Here is a 15,914-nt window from a genome sequence, read left to right as displayed (position 1 = left end):
CCTTGGGGCGGGCTGCCTCACGCTGAGAGCCTTCGCCGCGAAAATCGCTGTCCGGCTGTCGGAGCACGGTGATGGACAGTCAGCGTGGCAAAGACTCTGGAGTTCCCCGTTCTGCTGCGGCTGATCGACGAACGGTCGGTCGCGTTCCGGGCCGCGGTCGCCCCCGCGCCCAGCCTCGAGGTGCAGGTGCCGACCTGCCCCGAGTGGACGCTGCTGGATCTGGTGCAGCACCTGGGCAGGGGGCACCGCCGCTGGGCGGCCACCGTCGCCGCAGGGCCTGCCGAGGCTCGTCCGGCCGAGACCGCTTCGGAGGGTGCCCCGGCTGCGCCCCGGGAGCGCGAGGCTCTTCTTGCCTGGTCGGCCGAGTCCACGGAGCAGTTGCTGAGCGCACTGCGGGAGTCCGGCCCGGATCGCGCGGCTGCTGGACGTGGTGGGGCGGGTCACAGTCGCCTCAGACCTGCGGTGCCGTCGCCCGGCACCAGCTCCAGGAGGTCGCGGTTCACACTTACGACGCCCAGATCACCCTGGGCGTCCCACAGCCGCTGCCGGACGAGGCGGCACTCGACGGTGTCGACGGGTTTCTGTCCACCTGCTGCGCAACGACGGACGCCTGGCCGCATGAGCCCGCTGCCGTCGAGTACCAGGCCACCGAGGGCCGTTCCTGGCGCCTCTCGCTCTCCGCCGACGGTGCACGGGCCACTCGTCTCCCCGCGCCTGCCACGACGCCCGCCACAGCTGCCGGCGAGGACCCGGACACGGCCGATGCCTCCCTCCGGGGCGCGGCCAGTGAGCTGGTCCTGGCCCTGTACGGCCGTATTCCGGTGGACTCCCTGAAGCTCGACGGCGACCGACGTCTCTTCGACCTGCTCCTGGCCTGGGACCCGGATGAGTAGGACCTGACGATGCGCCACATCGTGCGCCCCGAGGGCATGCCTCCCACCAACGGTTACACCCACGCCGTCGTCGCGTCCGGGCCGCTGATCGCGATCTCCGGCCAGGTTCCCTTCGATGACTCGGGCCAGGCCGGCTCGCTGGGCCAGGTCAGCGTGCTGGTGCACCCGGGTTCCGTGCGGAGGCCAGCTGGCACAACCGGTCAGTTGTCCAGGCGCCGCTTGCCGAGTCGGCCGACAACGGCGGGGTCGCGGTGGTCGAAGAACAGCGAGCCGCCGGTGTCCAAGGTGGCGATGGACGCCATCTGGTCGTCGGTGAGTGCGAAGTCGAAGACGTCGATGTTCTCCGCCATGCGCTCAGTGCGCACCGACTTGGGGATCGCGACGACGCCGCGCTGGACCAGCCAGCGCAGCGCGACCTGAGCCACGGACTTTCCGTGTTTCTCGGCGATCCCGCTCAGGACCGGGTGAGTGAACAGATTGTTGCGGCCTTCGGCGAACCCGCCCCACGACTGGATCTGGACCCCGTGCTCGCGCATGAGTTCCTGGTCGGCGGTGCGCTGGAAAAAGGGGTGGGTCTCGATCTGGTTGATCGCGGGCGTGACGTCGTTGTTGACGATGAGGTCGACGAGCCGGTCGGGGTAGAAGTTGGCAACGCCGATCGCCTTGATATGGCCCTCGCGGTAGAGGTCCTGCATGGCGCGCCACTGGCCGTACACGTCGCCGTAGGGCTGGTGCATCAGGTACAGGTCGAGGTAGTCGAGACCGAGCTTGTTCAGCGATGTCTCGAAGGCGCGCTTGGTGTTCCCCTGCGCTGGCGCGTCCTGGATCCACAACTTGGTGGTGACGAACAGCTCTTCGCGCGGGACGCCGCTGTTCTTGATCGCGCGGCCGACGGCCTCTTCGTTCTGGTATGCGGCGGCGGTGTCGAGCAGCCGGTAGCCGGCCGCGAGGGCGTCGGTGACGGCCTGCTCGGTCTCCTCCGGCGGGATCTGGAACACGCCGAAGCCGAGGATCGGCATTTCGACGCGGTTGTTCAAGGTGACGGTCTGCATCGGATTTTCCATTTCGAATGGGTACGGGCGGGGGTCTGCCGGTCAGTGGTCGCCCGGGACCGGCACCGCGCGGGTGGCGGTACCGGTCAGAGGGTGATGAGGGCCTTGAGGACGCGGCGGTCGGCCATGGACCGGTAGGCGTCCGGAACCTGGTCGAGGGAGAAGTTCTTGTCGAAGACGCGGCCGGGGTCGATGCTGCCGTCCAGGACGTCCGGCAGTAGCTCGTCGATGTAGGCGCGGGCCGGGCTGGCACCGCCTGTGAGGGTGATGTTCCGCATGATCATGGACGGGCCTACGGGCCCTTCCTCGTACTGCGGGACGCCCAGGCGGCTGATGGTGCCGCCGTCGATGACCGCGCCGAGAGCGGTCTCCAGCGCCTGGCGGGTGCCGACGGCCTCGATCACCTTCTCGACGCCGTTGCCGCCGGTCAGGTCCCGTACACGGGCGACGCCTTCTTCGCCGCGCTCGGCAACGACGTCGGAAGCGCCGAACTCGCGGCCCAGGTCGGTGCGGTCGGTGTGCCGCCCCATGAGGATGATCTGCTCGGCACCGAGCCGCCTGGCGGCGATGACCGCGCAGAGGCCGACCGCGCCGTCTCCGATGACCAGCACGGAGTCGCCGTGGCTGACGCCGGCCGTGACGGCGCCGTGGTGACCGGTGCCCATCACGTCCGACAGGGTCAGCAGCGAGGGCAGCATTGCAGAGTCGGTGCCGACGGGCAGTTTGACCAGGGTGCCGTCGGCCTGCGGGACGCGCACCGCCTCGCCCTGACCGCCGTCCACGCCGGCAAAGCCGTACCGGCCTCCATGACGGCACGAGGTGTGCAGGCCCCTGGCGCAGAAGTCGCAGGTGTTGTCGCAGTACTTGAACGGGGTGACGACCAGGTCTCCCGGCTTGACGGAGGTGACCTGTGCACCGGTCTCCTCCACCACGCCGAGGAACTCGTGTCCCATGGGGCGGCCGGTGTCGGCGGCGGGCATCGACTTGTAGGGCCACAGGTCGCTGCCGCACACGCACGACAGGACGGTGCGCACGACGGCGTCGGTGGGCTGCTGGATCTTCGGGTCGGGACGGTCCTCGATCCGGACGTTTCCGGCTCCGTACATCACTGCTGCACGCATGGTTGGTGCTCCTGTTCTGGAGGTTCCCGCCGTTCGCGGCGGAGAGGGCGTTTCTGGGAGGTTCGGCCTGGTACTGCACGATCGGGGCACGTCCTGGCACCGGGCCGGTGCCATCAGGTCGAAGGACGAAGACGTGCGGGGTGGGGGCCGGGTCAGCGTTCGAGCAACTGCCGCCCGGCTTGCGTGTGGGTCGCGCCGACGACCGGGGGCAGGCTGCCGAGCTTGTCGATCTGCTCGGTGGCCGGCTCGGTGCCGCCGGCGGCGTGGCTTGTCGGTTCACGAGCGGGTGGTGGGCCGAGCAGGAAGCTTGCCGCGGTGGTGAGCAGGAGTGCTGCGGCGGCGATGAGCAGGCTGGTCTCAAGCCCCGCTGCCAGGTGGTCATGGTCGGCGATGAGCGCGCCGAAGACTGCAACGGCGAGCGCTCCGCCGATCTGGCGGGAGGTGTTCAGCACGCCGCTGGCCGTGCCGGCCCGCCCGGCTGCCACCTGGTCGAGCAGCAGGGAAGTCAAGGCGGGGACAGCCAGCGAACCACCTGCACCGACCGGGACCATCGCGGCGATCAGCAGCCACGTCGGCGCGGAGGCAGGCACGAGCGCCAACAGGATCAGGCCGGCCATCATGGCCACCTGCCCGGTGATCACCGGCATGCGGGGGCCGAACCGTGCGGCGAACCAGGCCGCGGTGGGGCTGATGAACGCGGTCAGCAGGGTCATGGGTACGAACGCCAGCCCGGTGGCCGGCGCGGACATTCCCTTGGCCTGCTGCAGGTACAGACTGAGCAGGAAGATCATGCCGTAGAAGCCGACATTCAGCGCAAAGCCGATCGCGGCCGAGACCACCATGGTGCGCTCGCGCAGCAGCGTCGATCCGATCATGGAATGTGGACCGCGGGCCTGCGCCACAACGAACACCACGGCCGCGACCACGGCCAGTGCGAACGAGACGAGCGCCTGCACCGCGGTGAAGCCGTCGGCACCGGTCTTGATTGCCCCGAACGTCAACGCGCCCATCGCGACGATCGCCGAGAGCTGTCCCGTCCAGTCGAACGGCGCCTGCTCCGAGCGCGGCGAGCGGTGGGTGCGTGTCAGGAGGAACAGCGCGATCAAGCCGGCGGGCAGGTTGACGAAGAAGATCAGCCGCCAATCGACCTGACTGAGGAAACCACCCGCGACCGGACCCGCCGCCGAGCCGACGGAGCCGCCCAGCGCCCACACGGAGATTGCCTTCGCCCGCTTGCCCGCATCCGGGAACGCCTCCCGAATCAGCGCCAGAGAGGACGGCACGATCACCGCGGCGCCGGCGCCCTGCACCAGCCGCGCGGCGACAAGCACCCCCAGATTCGGCGCCAGTCCGCAGACGGCGGAGGCAGCCACGAACACGGCCAGGCCGACAGCGAAGGTGCGGCGGGCCCCGAGCCGGTCGGTCAGCGAGCCTGCCGACAGCAGCAGAGCGGCGAACATCAGCGTGTAGCCATCGATCACCCACTGCAGCCCTGTGATGCCGCCGCCCAGACTGTTCCGGATCGACGGCAGTGCCACGTTGACGACCAAGGCGTCCAGTGTGATGACAAAGAACCCCAGCAGCGCGGCCCCCAGTGCCACAGCAGAGCCCGGACGCCGCGTTGCTGTGGCCTGTCCCGCCTCTGGGAGGGACGTTGTGCAGGTGGTGTACACGAGGGGGGCGCTCCAACTGGAGAGGGGTGAAGTGGCGACGTCATCCACCGTGCCGCCCCGCGCGCCGGACAGGCAGGCCGGGTTATGCAGGGGAATGGCGTTCAGGGGTAATGACAGGGCCCCCCAGCACGCCTGCCATACAGGTCAGAGGGTGTGAGACTGAAGTACATGGCATCCCAGGACAGCAGCAGCGGCAGCGACGGCGGCTCCGAGCTGGGCCGGTTTCTGCGTGCCCGCCGCACCCAGACCACGCCCGACCAGGTCGGCCTCACCGTCGGCGCGGGCCTGCGCCGTACCCCGGGTCTGCGCCGCGAGGAGCTGGCCACCCTGGCCGGCATCAGCATCGACTACTACGTCCGCCTCGAGCGTGGCAAGGAGACCCGCCCCAGCCCCTCCGTGCTCGACGCCCTCGCCCGCGCCCTGCAGCTGGACGACCAGCAGCACCACCATCTGCGGGAGCTGGCCGCCCGCGCCGCCCGCTACGCGCCCGAGCCGCCGCCCGCACCGAGTCGCACCGTGCGCCCTCACCTGAAGCTGCTGCTGGAGACGCTGCGCCCGAGTCCGGCGTACGTCATCAGCCGCAGCATGGACCTGCTCGCCTGGAACCCCGGAGGGCTGGCCCTGTATGCGGGGCTGGACGACTGGCCCGCCAAGCAGCGGAACCTCGCCCGCTACTTCTTCCTGCACCCCGCGGCCCGCGGCCTGTTCCCCGACTGGGACAAGCAGGTCCGCGCCTGCGTCGCCCGCCTGCGCGCCCTGGCCGGAACCGCGCCCGACGCCCCCGACCTGACCGCCCTCGTCGGTGAACTGCTGGTCAAGAGCCCTGACTTCGCCAAGCTGTGGGAGCGTTACGACGTCACCGGCCGCAAGTCGGCACACAAGACGTTCCACCACCCGCACGTCGGCACGATCACGCTCGCCGCCCAGTCCATGCAGCTGGAGGGCACTCCGGGCCAGCGCCTCGGTGTCTACCTCGCCGAGCCCGGCACTCCCGACCACGACGCCATGCTGCTGCTGGACATGACCGCGCCCCAACCCGCAGCGCGCCCGTCCGCGACCGACGAGGCGAACCCGCACACACCGTCCTGACACCGTGCGCCGATGCACGGTGAGCCTTCTGCCGCTGCAGCCGCCGCGGCCACTGTCAGATTCGGCCTGCTCCGACCGTCCCGCACCAAGTGAGCGGTCGCCCGCCGTTTCCGCGGCTCTGCCGCCAGGTACTTCCTGCCAAGCAGTCGTCCGAGGTTGGGAGCGACGACTTCAAGCGCGTGGACCGGACGGCGTAGAGCCAACACGTTCGCCGAGGCCACACCCCAACTGCGCCCGGATCGATTGGAACTGACTTCACCTCAGGTTCAGGACGGGACACGACGGCCCGGCATCTGCGCAGGCCCGGACACATGGCCTGTACGTGCCGGCGGCGAGGACCGGCAAGACACTGGTCACGATCCGCCTGGTCGACCTGCTGGATCTGCGGCTGGCGCAGGTCGTGGTATAGCGGTGGCGGGCGAAGTTGCGGGCCAGGTTATGGCCTATCACGCCGAGTCCGCTGACGCCGATGTGTGTGGTTGCCTGCATGGAGGACGGTGGGACGGCGGTGGGCGAGTGTGCCCGGCATTGGGCCGCGGCATGCGCAGATTGATCCGAGATGGCGTGTGTACGGCCTGCGCGAGCCGACCGATGGTGGTCCTGGGCTGCGAGGCGGCGAAGTCATGGTCCAGTGGAACCAGTTGACGCCGGTGGTCCGTCTCCCGCCGTAGGTCGGGGCGGCGTGGAGACGGACTGTGCGTGGCTGCCGGGGCAGGTGCCGGTCAGCCGAACTGGCCGGGCTGGTAGTCCCCGGCAGGCTGCTGGTTGATGACGTTGATGCGGTTGTAGGCGTTGATGACGGCGATGAGGGAAATCAGGGCGACCAGCTCCTCCTCGTCGAAGTGCTTGGCAGCATTTGCCCAGACCGCATCCGTGACTCCACCGGCTGCGTCGGCGATGCGGGTGCCCTGCTCGGTCAGTTCCAGTGCAGCACGCTCGGCTTCGGTGAAGACCGTGGCCTCACGCCAGGCCGCGACCAGGTTGAGGCGCTGCGGGGTTTCTCCCGCCAGGGCGGCGTCCTTGGTGTGCATGTCGGTGCAGAAGCCGCAGCCGTTGATCTGGCTTGCGCGAATCTTCACCAATTCCTGTGTCACGGCCGGAAGCGCTGAGTCCGAAACTGCCTTGCCGGCCGAGTTGATGTGCTTCAGCACCTTCGCGGCGAGGGGGTGGCCGAAGTAGTTGAGACGCGATTCCACGATGATCTCCTAGCTGTGTTGCGGTTACACACTAATGACCGGGATGGCCCGGCGAGGTGTGACAGAAAGTCGGATGTGATGCACGTCCCACCCGTCCTGCCGTCGGCGGTTTGGTGGAAGTGAGATCCGGCATGGTCGAGGGCAAAGAACCAGGTGGAGGCCTGTTTCCACGTCGTGTTGGCCCGCTGCGGGAGATCGTTGGTACACGCATCCCATCGCTGCGAACATCGCCGTCCACCGCGCGCCGGCCGGGCCGCCTCGCGGGACTGGGAAGTGGAGCCCGGTCGATGAGGCGCCGAAACAACCACATTGATGCTTCAAGAGCCCGACGGCGTTCGTAAGGCGAACAGCGACAATCTGGCTCCCTGCCGGCCGCCTCGTCAGTACTCTCCCGGAGCGAGATCTCCTTGCCGCGCCTGCTCGGCGCACTCGGAGGCCCGACGCGGCTCGGCACCGTCCGAGTGGTCTCCGGCAGCGCTCAACGCAGGTGGGGATGGTTGCGCGCGCCTGTCGCCAAGTCCACCTTGAGCCACCACCTCGAAGTGCTGCGCGAGGCGGTGTCACGCAGACTCGCCCGGATGGGCGCTCTGCGCCCATCCGGTAGCTCTCGATCTTGGTGAGCTCCACGGTGCCGTTCGCGGATCCACCGAGCGTCTCGCATCTCCGTATCTCCCTGCTCAACGTGACCACCTTCGTTGCACGGGTTGTCGTATTACTCACGACAGTATCATTCAATACCATCTTGTGCTTGACTATCGCCGAGTGCAGAGATGCCCACCAGCTGAGGCGTGACGCCTGGCCGGCGGTGCCATGGATCGGGTGGCCGCCCGGTCTTGCTTGCGAAACCAATCCGATTCGATGCCGTGGTGAGAAAGGTGGATCATGAGGATTACTTGTCGCCGGAGGTCAGCTTCACTGGTGCGCCGTGGCTTCGGTGGGGGCGACTCGGCGAGTGATCGTGGCCATGAGAGGCGTCGAACCATGACGGGCGACAAGGGGGCGCGTCCGCTGCTGTCGAGCCACCCGCCCGGGGGTCTGACGTCAGCGGGCTTGCGCGCCCTTCCCCGTCCCGTGGCCGCGGTGGTGGGCGCCGGTGGCGTGCTCGGAGCGGCGCATGTCGGTGTCGGGTACGCGCTGGAGGAGTGCGGATTCGTCCCCGACCTGATCATCGGAACCTCGGTGGGTGCCCTCAACGGGGCAATCGCGGCCGCCCACCCCGACAGGGCGGCGCCGTGGCTGGACCACGTGTGGACGCAGTTGCGTCGCCGCGAGGTGTATCCGCTCGGCTCCCTGTCCTCACGGGCCAGCGTCTTCACCGATCGCGGTCTGCGTCGATTGATTGCCCGGGCTGGGCTGCCGTCGCGGATCGAGCAGTTGGCGGTCCCGTTCACCGCGGTGGCCATGGACCTGGTCACGGGCGCTCCGGCGCTGCTCGACCACGGAGACCTCGAGTCCGCGCTGCTGGCCAGCACAGCCATTCCCGGGATGCTGCCCCCGGTGGATCGTGAGGGCCGGACGCTCGTCGACGGCGGGGTGATCGCCTACGTCCCGGTACTGGCGGCCCTGCAGGCCGGAGCGGCCAGCGTGGTGGTGCTGTCGACCGGGCCGGAGAGCTCGCCGTTGAGCTCAACCCTCCCGCGCCGACGTGCCAGTGCGATCGCCGCCAGGGCCGGACTGTTGCTGATGCACCATCAGATCGAGCGTGACCTGCACGAGGTGTCCAAGCACATCCCGACCGTCGTGCTGCCGACCGGCGTCGAGACCTGGCCCGCCCCGTGGGACTTCGGTCATTCCCAGCGGCTGATCAGCACCGCGTCCCTCACGGCGGGGCGCTTTCTCGACAGGCTGCGCATCAGTGGGCCGGGCCTGTATCGGGCCGACGATCTTCTGGCGCCATTGGCCAGTCCGGGCGAGGCATCCATTTCCTCCGTATTGGGGGTCGGCCTGTGAGTACCTTCGCGTTCCTCAACATCCCCATGCACGGGCGCGTCAACCCGACGCTGCCGGTCGTGGCCGAGCTTGTTCGGCGCGGCCACTCCGTCACGTACCACACCTCGCCCGCGTTCCGTGAGGCGATCGAGGCAACCGGCGCGACTGTCTGTCTCTACCCCGGGGGCGACCAGCCGCTTCCCGATCCGCCGACGCCCGTCACTCTGATGGAGGGGCTTGCGGGCACCGCCGTCCGCTTGCTGCCCGCCGTGCTCGCCGACCTGCGCCGCGTCCGGCCCGACGTGATCGTCCACGACAACGCGTGTTTGTGGGGCGCGGTCGCCGCCCGCGAACTCGGCGTGCCGGCGGCGTCGTCGTTCACCACATTTGCGTTCAACCGGCATGTGCCCAGCCCCACCCGCGGCTCGTGGGACCTGCTGGCCGCGGCGACGGCTCGGCCCGGAAGCCTCCAGGGCTTCCTGCGGTCGCGCTGGGCGCTGCGCCGCCGCTTCGACACGCGTGGGTTGCCACTGCTCGACTTGGGAAACATCCGCCAGCCGCTCAATCTGGTCTACACCTCGCGGGCGTTCCAGCCTGCCGTCGAGGGCTTCGACCGGTCCTACCGGTTCGTCGGCCCAAGCATCGGCGCCCGGCCGGTCGACCCGTCGTTCCCGGCCGATCGGCTGAAGGACCCGGTGCTGTATGCCTCGCTGGGCACCGTGTTCAACGCCGATCCACAGCTGCTGCGTAGTTTTGCAACCGCGCTCGCCCCGCGGGGCGGCACCGTGATCGTTTCCACCGGGCAGACCGACCCCGCCGCGTTGGGTCCGTTGCCTGCCAACGTGTTCGCCCGGCGCTTCGTGCCGCAACCGGAGGTGCTGGCCCGTGCGGCGCTGTTCGTCACCCATGGCGGGATGAACAGCGTCAACGAGGCCATGTACGCCGGGGTTCCGATGCTGGTGGTTCCGCAGGGCGCTGACCAGCCGATGGTGGCCCGTCGCGTCGTCGAGCTCGGCGCCGGCCTGTCGGTCCGTACTCAGGACGTCGCCGGGGGCTCCGTGCGGGTCCTCGCCCGGCGTCTGCTCGGCGACCAAAGGTTCCGGGCGGCCGTGACCACCTTGCAGGTCGCCCAGCACGAGGCGGGTGGATTTCGGCGTGCCGCCGACGAACTCGAGCGGTACCTGCATACGGCCGGCTCGGTCAGTCAGTCGGCTCCGGTCGATCCGTCACAGCGAGGCTGAGTGATGTCACCTGCCGTTGTTGTCCTGCTGCTGTTCGCCGGGCTGTCGGAGGCCGCCGGGCGCATCCTGCCTCTGGTGGCGCGCCGACCCGGCATGTCGCGGACCGTCGTGGCCGGGTTGCTGCTGCCCGGTGGCCTCGTCGAGGGTGCTGTGTTCGCGCTGTGGCCGCTGACCGCGTGGACCCTGGCTGAGCTGGTGCTGTCCTCTCCACCGTCAGATGCGGGTTTGGTGTGGACACCGAGCCTGGTCGCCCCGCTGGTGCTTTCTGCCGTCCTTGCATTCCCCTTGCTCGGGCCGCTGCTCCACCTGCTGCTCTTCGTGGGGGTCGGGGCCGGTCTGGCCGGCCCACTCGCCACGGCGACCGGGCTGGGCTGGTGGGGCGCCGCCGGTTGCGTGGCCGTCGCCGGGGCCGGGCTTGGCGCCGCCGTAGAGGCGGTGCGGCGTCTGGTCGTGAGGATCAGCGCGACCGAGGCACCGGAGGCGATCGCATGAACGACTTTCTCTGGGTCTGCGCAATTGGGCCCGCTCTGCTCGCCGAAGCTCTGCTGGCCCGCTACGAGGTGTTGGCCTACAGCGCCGGCTGGCGGGCCCCTGCCACCGAGCTTCCGGAGGGTGTGCCCTATGCCCGGGGCGCGGCCCCTGACAGCCCCCCGGATGCCTACCTGGTCTACCTGGACGGGATCGGGAAACGCCGCGTCCGCGACACCCGGGACGGCGGCCAGCTGGTCAAGGCGCTGATCGCCGGAGCGCCGGAGCTGCGGGTGCTGGGTCAGGTGCAGCCCTACTCGCCGCTGGCCGAACCGCTCGCTGACAGGCCGGTGTGGGCGTGGCTGCGCCGCCGCATCGGGCTCCTGCTGTTCCTGCACAATGTCATGCAGATCTTCGTCGCCGCCGACCACCGGTACCGCCCGCTGTACAACCAGGCCGTCGGCCGCCAGATCGCCACTCAGCTCCGGCTCGCCGGCTACCGGCCGGACAGTGGTATCCCCGTGGTGCTGCTCAGTTACAGCGGTGGCGCCCAGGTCGCCACCGGCGCGGTCGACGAACTGCACACCCAGCTACGCTCCCCACTCCTGCTGATCACGCTCGGTGGCTTCCACAACGGCGCCAACGACCTCACCCATGCCGAGCACGTGCATCAGCTCACCAGCGCGACCGACTGGATCGAGCGGGTCGGCACCTGGATCTTCCCTCAGCGTTGGCGGCTGTTCCGCCGCAGCGGATGGAATCGCGCCCGCCGCGCCGGGAAGATCACCGTGCATCGGCTCGACCCGGCCACCCACCTCGGGCCGCGGAGCTACATCAGCCCGCGGGCCCAGCTGCCCGATGGACGCAGCCACCTGGACTGCACCACCGACACCGTGATCGCGCTCATCCGCGCCCGCCACAGCGCGACTGTGGCGACAGGGAACCCGTTGCCATGAGGGACTCGACCAGAGCGCGCAGCGCAGGGTCCGGCACGCATGGTGCGAAAACGACCTCGTCGGGTGCCTCCGCCGCGACCAGTCGGCTGAATTGCTCACGGAGAGGGCAATGAGCAAAGGAGCCGAAAGCCCAGGCCCGAACAACGCCGCCGCTCGCCCCGTTGCCGCGGCCCGCGGGAGGCGGCCCTCACGGGGCAGCGGCCGTCGTCCGGGACAGAGCAGCACCAGAACCCAGATCCTCACGGCCGCGCTCGAACTCTTCGCCACCAAGGGCTATTCGGGCACCACGATGCGCGGGATTGCCCAGCAGGCGCAGGTGGACCCGGCGCTGATCCACCACTTCTTCAACAACAAGGACGGCCTCTTCCAGGACGCCGTTTCCTCCCGGATCGACCTGTCCACCCTCTTCGACTCCCTCATGGACGAGGAGGCGGAAGCCGGGCTGAATAACCGCGGGGAGCGGATCGCCCGGACGTTCCTCTCCTTCTGGGAGGACGAGTCGACCCGCCCCGCGCTGGTCGCCGTCTACCGAACCATCCTGTTGGACGAGGCGGCCGCCAAGGCGTTCCGCGACCAGATCGAGGCGGCCTTCGCGTCGTGCCTGGGCCGGACCGCCCCTGAGGAGACCGAGCGGACACCGGCGTTCACATCGCTGGTGTCCGCGCAACTGGCCGGCCTTGTCATGCTGCGCTACGTCCTCGCGGTGGAGCCGCTGGCCTCACTCGACTTCGAGGATCTGATGGAGTGGCTCGTCCCCGCCATCGAGGTCCACTTCGACCGGCTGCCCCCGGAGTAGGCGGCCGGGGCGTCCTTGGGGGGTTCCCCTATCTCTTTGGTCAAGGTGATGGGGCCTGCGGCAGACGGCAGATCGCCTGGCACCCTTGAGGTCATGAGCGACGAGCAGACTTTTGAGGAGTCGGCCGACGAGAGCCTGCGGCCTTGCGACTTTTGCGGTCACCCGGTCGTCGTGGACTCCGTGGACGAGCGTGACTGTCCCGTGTGTGGAGCCTGATGATGTGGATCAGTGAGAACTCGCTGGTTCAGCCCGATCTGGCTGGCTGGGGTTCGTAGAAGGTTCCGTCGCGGAGCATGGCGAAGAGGACGTCGGCTCGGCGTCTGGCGAGGCAGAGCAGGGCTTGGGTGTGGTGTTTGCCCTGGCTGATCTTCTTGTCGTAGTAGGCCCGCCATGCCGGGTCGGCCAGGGCTGCGAACGAGGAGAGGAAGAAGGCCCGTTTGAGCTGCTTGTTTCCTCTCCGGGAGGGTTGTTCGCCGCGGATCGACGACCCTGAACTGCGGGTCGTGGGGGCGAGGCCTGCGTAGGCGGCGAGGTGGCCGGCGGTCGGGAAGGTGCTGCCGTCGCCGACCTCGATCAGGATGCGGGCTCCGGTCCTGACGCCGACTGGCCACGTCCGTCCACGACGCCGGATGGTCGGCGTTCGTAAGGATGCTGGAGTACAAGGCCGCCCGGTACGGGCGCACCTTCGTACGCATCGGCCGGTTCGAGCCGACCTCTCAGGTCTGCTCGCAGTGCGGCGTCAAGGACGGCCCCAAGCCCCTGCACATCCGCGTCTGGGAGTGCGGCGCATGCGGAGCTGTCCTGGACCGGGACATCAACGCGGCGGTCAACGTCGCCAAGGCCGCCGGACTGGCGGTGTCAGCCTGTCGAGCGCAGGTAAGACCGGGACTCGTCCCGGCGCAGCGCGGTGAAGCAGGAACCCACCGAGACGGTCACACGACCGTGGTAGGAATCCCCGCCCTTTAGGGCGGGGAGCGGAAGTCAATCATGTCCCGTCGTGCTGATTCCAGTTGCCCGGTCCGAGCGCCGGGGCGTTGAGCGCGCCGAGCATGCGACGGAGGTGGGTGCGCACCTGTTCCTGTTCCTCGGGCAGGAACGGTTCCAGGGTCTCCTGCTCGCACGGTTCGAGCGCGGTCTCGCCCTGTAGTGCCAGGGCCTTGCCCGCGGCCGTGACGCACATTTCGATGATCTTTCCGTGCGTGGGGTGGGGGCGACGCTCGACCAGTCCACGCTCGACCAGACCCCGCAGCGCGGTGCCCATGGACTGTGCGGTGACGCCGCATCGGCGGGCGAGTTCGGCACTGGACAGAGGCCCGTCCAGGCTCAATCGGACAAGCGTGCTGAATTGCGCCTGGGTCAGTCCGAGGGGGCGCAATGCCCGTTCGAAGCGCTGCGTGTATGCCTGCGAGATCTGCCAAATCAGGTAGCCGATGCGCTCGCTGGGATCCTTCACCGCCACCGATGCCTCTCCATGCGTAAGGTAACTTATATAAGTCACCTTACACGATGAAGACCGAGGAACCATGCTCAGCACTGCGTCCACAAGTCAAGGTCCTTTCCCTGAAGTCGACCCGGGGCCGGGGCGACACCGCCACCAGCCAGGTCCGCAGAGTGACGCCCCACCCGAGCGGCCGGGGCTGACCGGTCCACGGGCGGTGCTCAAGCCCGTGATCTCTGTGCTGACCATCGGCCTGGTCTTCGTCAGCGTCTTCCTCGCCGCCTTCCATACGCCCCAGGCACACCGGCTGCCGGTCGCCGTCGCCGCATCTGACAAGACCGCGGCACATTTCGACGTTCGGCTGCAGCGTGTCTCGCCAGACGGCTTCCAGGTCGACCGGTACCCGGACAATGCCTCGGCCCGTCGGGCGGTTGAGCACCGCCAGGCGTATGCCGCGTTGTTGGCCGACGGCGGCGAGCCCAGGATCGTGTACGCGGGTGCGAACGGTCCTGCGGTGTCCGCGCTGGTGGCGCCGCTCGCCAGTCTGTGCACCCAGAGCTGTCGGCCGGCAGAGGAGAAATGGCCCGTGATCGACATCCTTCCGCTGTCGAGTGGAGACAGCCGGGGTCTATCGGTCTTCTATGCGTCATTCGGGCTGGTGCTGGCAGGGTTTCTCTTCGGTCAGATGACCTACCAAGTGGCACCGCGCCTCTCTTTCGGGCAGCGCGTGAGCAGTTTGGCGCTGTTCGCGGTCGTTGGCGGGCTCGCGACAGCACTCATTGCGAGTACGGCCTTCGGAGCCATACCCGGTCCCTTTCTGGGCATCGCGGGGCTTGTGGCGCTGATGGCGGGGGCTGTAGCGGCGGCCACCGTACTTTTGATCCGGATCTTCGGCCCGATCGGAGTTCTGCTGGCGTCGATCTTCATGATCGTGATGGGTAACGCCAGCAGCGGTGGGGTGCTGCCGCCCGAATTTCTTCCTGGTTGGCTGAAACCACTCGCCTCGGTGATGCCTCCGGGCGTCGGCGTCCGCGCACTGGACGGGATCGCCTACTTCCACCACGACGGGCTGGTCAGCGGTGTTGTGGTTCTTTCGGCCTGGATCGCTCTGTGTATCGCGGCGCTTTTCTTCCTCGACAAGATCGCCGCATCGGCCGCGATCCTGCACGCCGCGAGGCCGTGAGGGCACCGGTGGGTACCGAAGCCGGCCCGGCGCCCCGCAACCCGGCCGGGTGCCGCGCCGCGCGGCCGCCGCTGTCACCTCCCGGCGGCCGCTGTGGAAGATGGCAAGTTCCGGCAGTGTGCCGCCCTCCGGGCTGTCGGGCGCGACGCGTGCGCGGTGCCGACGGCCGCCAACCCGCGCTTGGTGGTCTCGCTCGTCAATCGGTCGATGGATCCACATGCCCGATGCATTCCGCGCCCGCCGTATCCCGTGTCGTCCTTACTGGATTCGTGGGCACAGGACTTTTTCGAGGGCCTCCCTACTCCGGAATTGGAGGTCGGTCCAGCCTGCGGCGCGCGCTGCGTCGGTGTTGGCATATGACGTCTCCCGCGGTCACCGTACTCACGCCTCCTGCTTGGCGTCGATCTCGGAGATCAGGGCCTCGATGCGGGTCTTGATCTCGTCGCGGATCGGACGTACGGACTCGACGCCCTTGCCCGCCGGGTCCTCCAGTGCCCAGTCGAGGTACTTCTTGCCGGGGAAGATCGGGCAGGCGTCGCCGCAGCCCATCGTGATCACGTAGTCCGACGCCTGCACGGCCTCGGTGGTGAGGATCTTCGGCTTCTGGTCGGAGATGTCGATGCCGAGTTCCTTCATCGCCTCGACCGCGGCCGGGTTGACCTGGTCACCCGGGATGGAACCGGCGGAGCGGACCTCGATCCGGTCGCCGGCGAAATGGTTGAGGAATCCGGCGGCCATCTGCGAGCGACCGGCGTTGTGGACGCAGACGAAGAGCACGGAGGCGAGCGGGCTGGAGGACATCGGTTCTTCCTTCACTGTGTGGATCAGGTGGTTCGACCGGCGGCGCGGGACGACGGATCAGGTGGTCGAGCAGATCGG

At 68.8% G+C, this 15,914-nt stretch carries 14 protein-coding genes and 3 pseudogenes; 9 read left to right on the top strand and 8 right to left on the bottom strand.

What is annotated here, in order from left to right; translation table 11 throughout:
• The first annotated feature begins 84 nt into the window (after positions 1–84).
• Positions 85–893 (top strand): annotated as a pseudogene (locus OHA88_RS05235) (maleylpyruvate isomerase family mycothiol-dependent enzyme).
• A gap of 200 nt (positions 894–1,093) precedes the next feature.
• Here OHA88_RS05235 and OHA88_RS05230 read toward each other — a convergent pair.
• The 3 genes from OHA88_RS05230 to OHA88_RS05220 form a co-directional block, all read right to left on the bottom strand.
• Positions 1,094–1,945: an aldo/keto reductase gene (locus OHA88_RS05230; RefSeq protein WP_328629597.1), complete on the bottom strand. Its 852-nt coding sequence runs from the start codon at positions 1,943–1,945 to the stop codon at positions 1,094–1,096.
• Positions 1,946–2,031: 86 nt separating this feature from the next.
• Positions 2,032–3,066: a zinc-binding dehydrogenase gene (locus tag OHA88_RS05225; protein ID WP_328624431.1), complete on the bottom strand. Its 1,035-nt coding sequence runs from the start codon at positions 3,064–3,066 to the stop codon at positions 2,032–2,034.
• A 152-nt stretch (positions 3,067–3,218) separates the two neighbouring features.
• Complete coding sequence (locus OHA88_RS05220) at positions 3,219–4,616, bottom strand: MFS transporter (protein ID WP_443044177.1); 1,398 nt, start codon at positions 4,614–4,616, stop codon at positions 3,219–3,221.
• Between the two features lie 291 nt (positions 4,617–4,907).
• Here OHA88_RS05220 and OHA88_RS05215 point away from each other — a divergent pair, with 291 nt between their 5' ends.
• Positions 4,908–5,828 carry a helix-turn-helix transcriptional regulator gene (locus OHA88_RS05215; RefSeq protein ID WP_328624429.1) on the top strand — a complete coding sequence of 307 codons (921 nt, stop codon included), beginning with the start codon at positions 4,908–4,910 and terminating at the stop codon, positions 5,826–5,828.
• 255 nt (positions 5,829–6,083) lie between these two features.
• Here OHA88_RS05215 and OHA88_RS05210 read toward each other — a convergent pair whose 3' ends face one another.
• Positions 6,084–6,317, bottom strand: a complete 234-nt coding sequence (locus OHA88_RS05210) for an NAD(P)-binding domain-containing protein (protein ID WP_328624428.1) — start codon at positions 6,315–6,317, stop codon at positions 6,084–6,086.
• Positions 6,318–6,550: 233 nt separating this feature from the next.
• Positions 6,551–7,024: a carboxymuconolactone decarboxylase family protein gene (locus OHA88_RS05205; protein WP_328624427.1), complete on the bottom strand. Its 474-nt coding sequence runs from the start codon at positions 7,022–7,024 to the stop codon at positions 6,551–6,553.
• Positions 7,025–8,005: 981 nt separating this feature from the next.
• On the opposite strand from OHA88_RS05205, the gene OHA88_RS05200 reads away from it, so the two are divergent.
• The 5 genes from OHA88_RS05200 (at position 8,006) to OHA88_RS05180 (ending at position 12,414) form a co-directional block, all read left to right on the top strand.
• Entirely contained in the window at positions 8,006–8,974 is a 969-nt protein-coding gene (locus OHA88_RS05200; RefSeq protein ID WP_328624426.1) for a patatin-like phospholipase family protein, read from the top strand.
• Positions 8,971–10,194 carry a macrolide family glycosyltransferase gene (locus OHA88_RS05195; RefSeq protein ID WP_328624425.1) on the top strand — a complete coding sequence of 408 codons (1,224 nt, stop codon included), beginning with the start codon at positions 8,971–8,973 and terminating at the stop codon, positions 10,192–10,194. The genes OHA88_RS05200 and OHA88_RS05195 overlap by 4 nt, the downstream gene beginning before the upstream one ends.
• Positions 10,195–10,197: 3 nt before the next feature.
• Positions 10,198–10,686 carry a hypothetical protein gene (locus tag OHA88_RS05190; RefSeq protein ID WP_328624424.1) on the top strand — a complete coding sequence of 163 codons (489 nt, stop codon included), beginning with the start codon at positions 10,198–10,200 and terminating at the stop codon, positions 10,684–10,686.
• A complete protein-coding gene (locus OHA88_RS05185) occupies positions 10,683–11,618 on the top strand; it encodes a hypothetical protein (protein ID WP_328624423.1) in 936 nt (311 codons plus the stop codon). The genes OHA88_RS05190 and OHA88_RS05185 overlap by 4 nt, the downstream gene beginning before the upstream one ends.
• Before the next feature lie 109 nt (positions 11,619–11,727).
• Positions 11,728–12,414, top strand: coding sequence for a TetR/AcrR family transcriptional regulator (locus OHA88_RS05180; protein WP_328624422.1), 687 nt, complete (start codon positions 11,728–11,730; stop codon positions 12,412–12,414).
• 244 nt (positions 12,415–12,658) lie between these two features.
• On the opposite strand, the pseudogene OHA88_RS05175 reads toward OHA88_RS05180, so the two are convergent.
• Positions 12,659–13,018, bottom strand: a pseudogene (locus OHA88_RS05175) (transposase); the annotation flags it as partial.
• On the opposite strand from OHA88_RS05175, the pseudogene OHA88_RS05170 reads away from it, so the two are divergent.
• Positions 13,015–13,380, top strand: a pseudogene (locus tag OHA88_RS05170) (zinc ribbon domain-containing protein); the annotation flags it as partial. The pseudogenes OHA88_RS05175 and OHA88_RS05170 sit on opposite strands and share 4 nt — an antisense overlap.
• A gap of 19 nt (positions 13,381–13,399) precedes the next feature.
• On the opposite strand, the gene OHA88_RS05165 reads toward OHA88_RS05170, so the two are convergent.
• The gene (locus OHA88_RS05165; RefSeq protein ID WP_326607906.1) at positions 13,400–13,873 is read right to left on the bottom strand and encodes a MarR family winged helix-turn-helix transcriptional regulator; all 474 of its coding nucleotides are present in this window, start codon (positions 13,871–13,873) and stop codon (positions 13,400–13,402) included.
• A 208-nt stretch (positions 13,874–14,081) separates the two neighbouring features.
• Here OHA88_RS05165 and OHA88_RS05160 point away from each other — a divergent pair, with 208 nt between their 5' ends.
• Positions 14,082–15,035, top strand: a complete 954-nt coding sequence (locus OHA88_RS05160) for an ABC transporter permease (RefSeq protein WP_328624421.1) — start codon at positions 14,082–14,084, stop codon at positions 15,033–15,035.
• A gap of 381 nt (positions 15,036–15,416) precedes the next feature.
• On the opposite strand, the gene OHA88_RS05155 is transcribed toward OHA88_RS05160, so the two are convergent.
• Positions 15,417–15,836: an arsenate reductase ArsC gene (locus tag OHA88_RS05155; protein WP_328624420.1), complete on the bottom strand. Its 420-nt coding sequence runs from the start codon at positions 15,834–15,836 to the stop codon at positions 15,417–15,419.
• Positions 15,837–15,914: the final 78 nt, after the last annotated feature.

This window comes from Streptomyces sp. NBC_00353 (assembly GCF_036108815.1).
In the GTDB taxonomy this organism is placed as follows: Bacteria; Actinomycetota; Actinomycetes; order Streptomycetales; family Streptomycetaceae; genus Streptomyces.
This window is presented reverse-complemented; position numbering and strand designations above follow the sequence as displayed.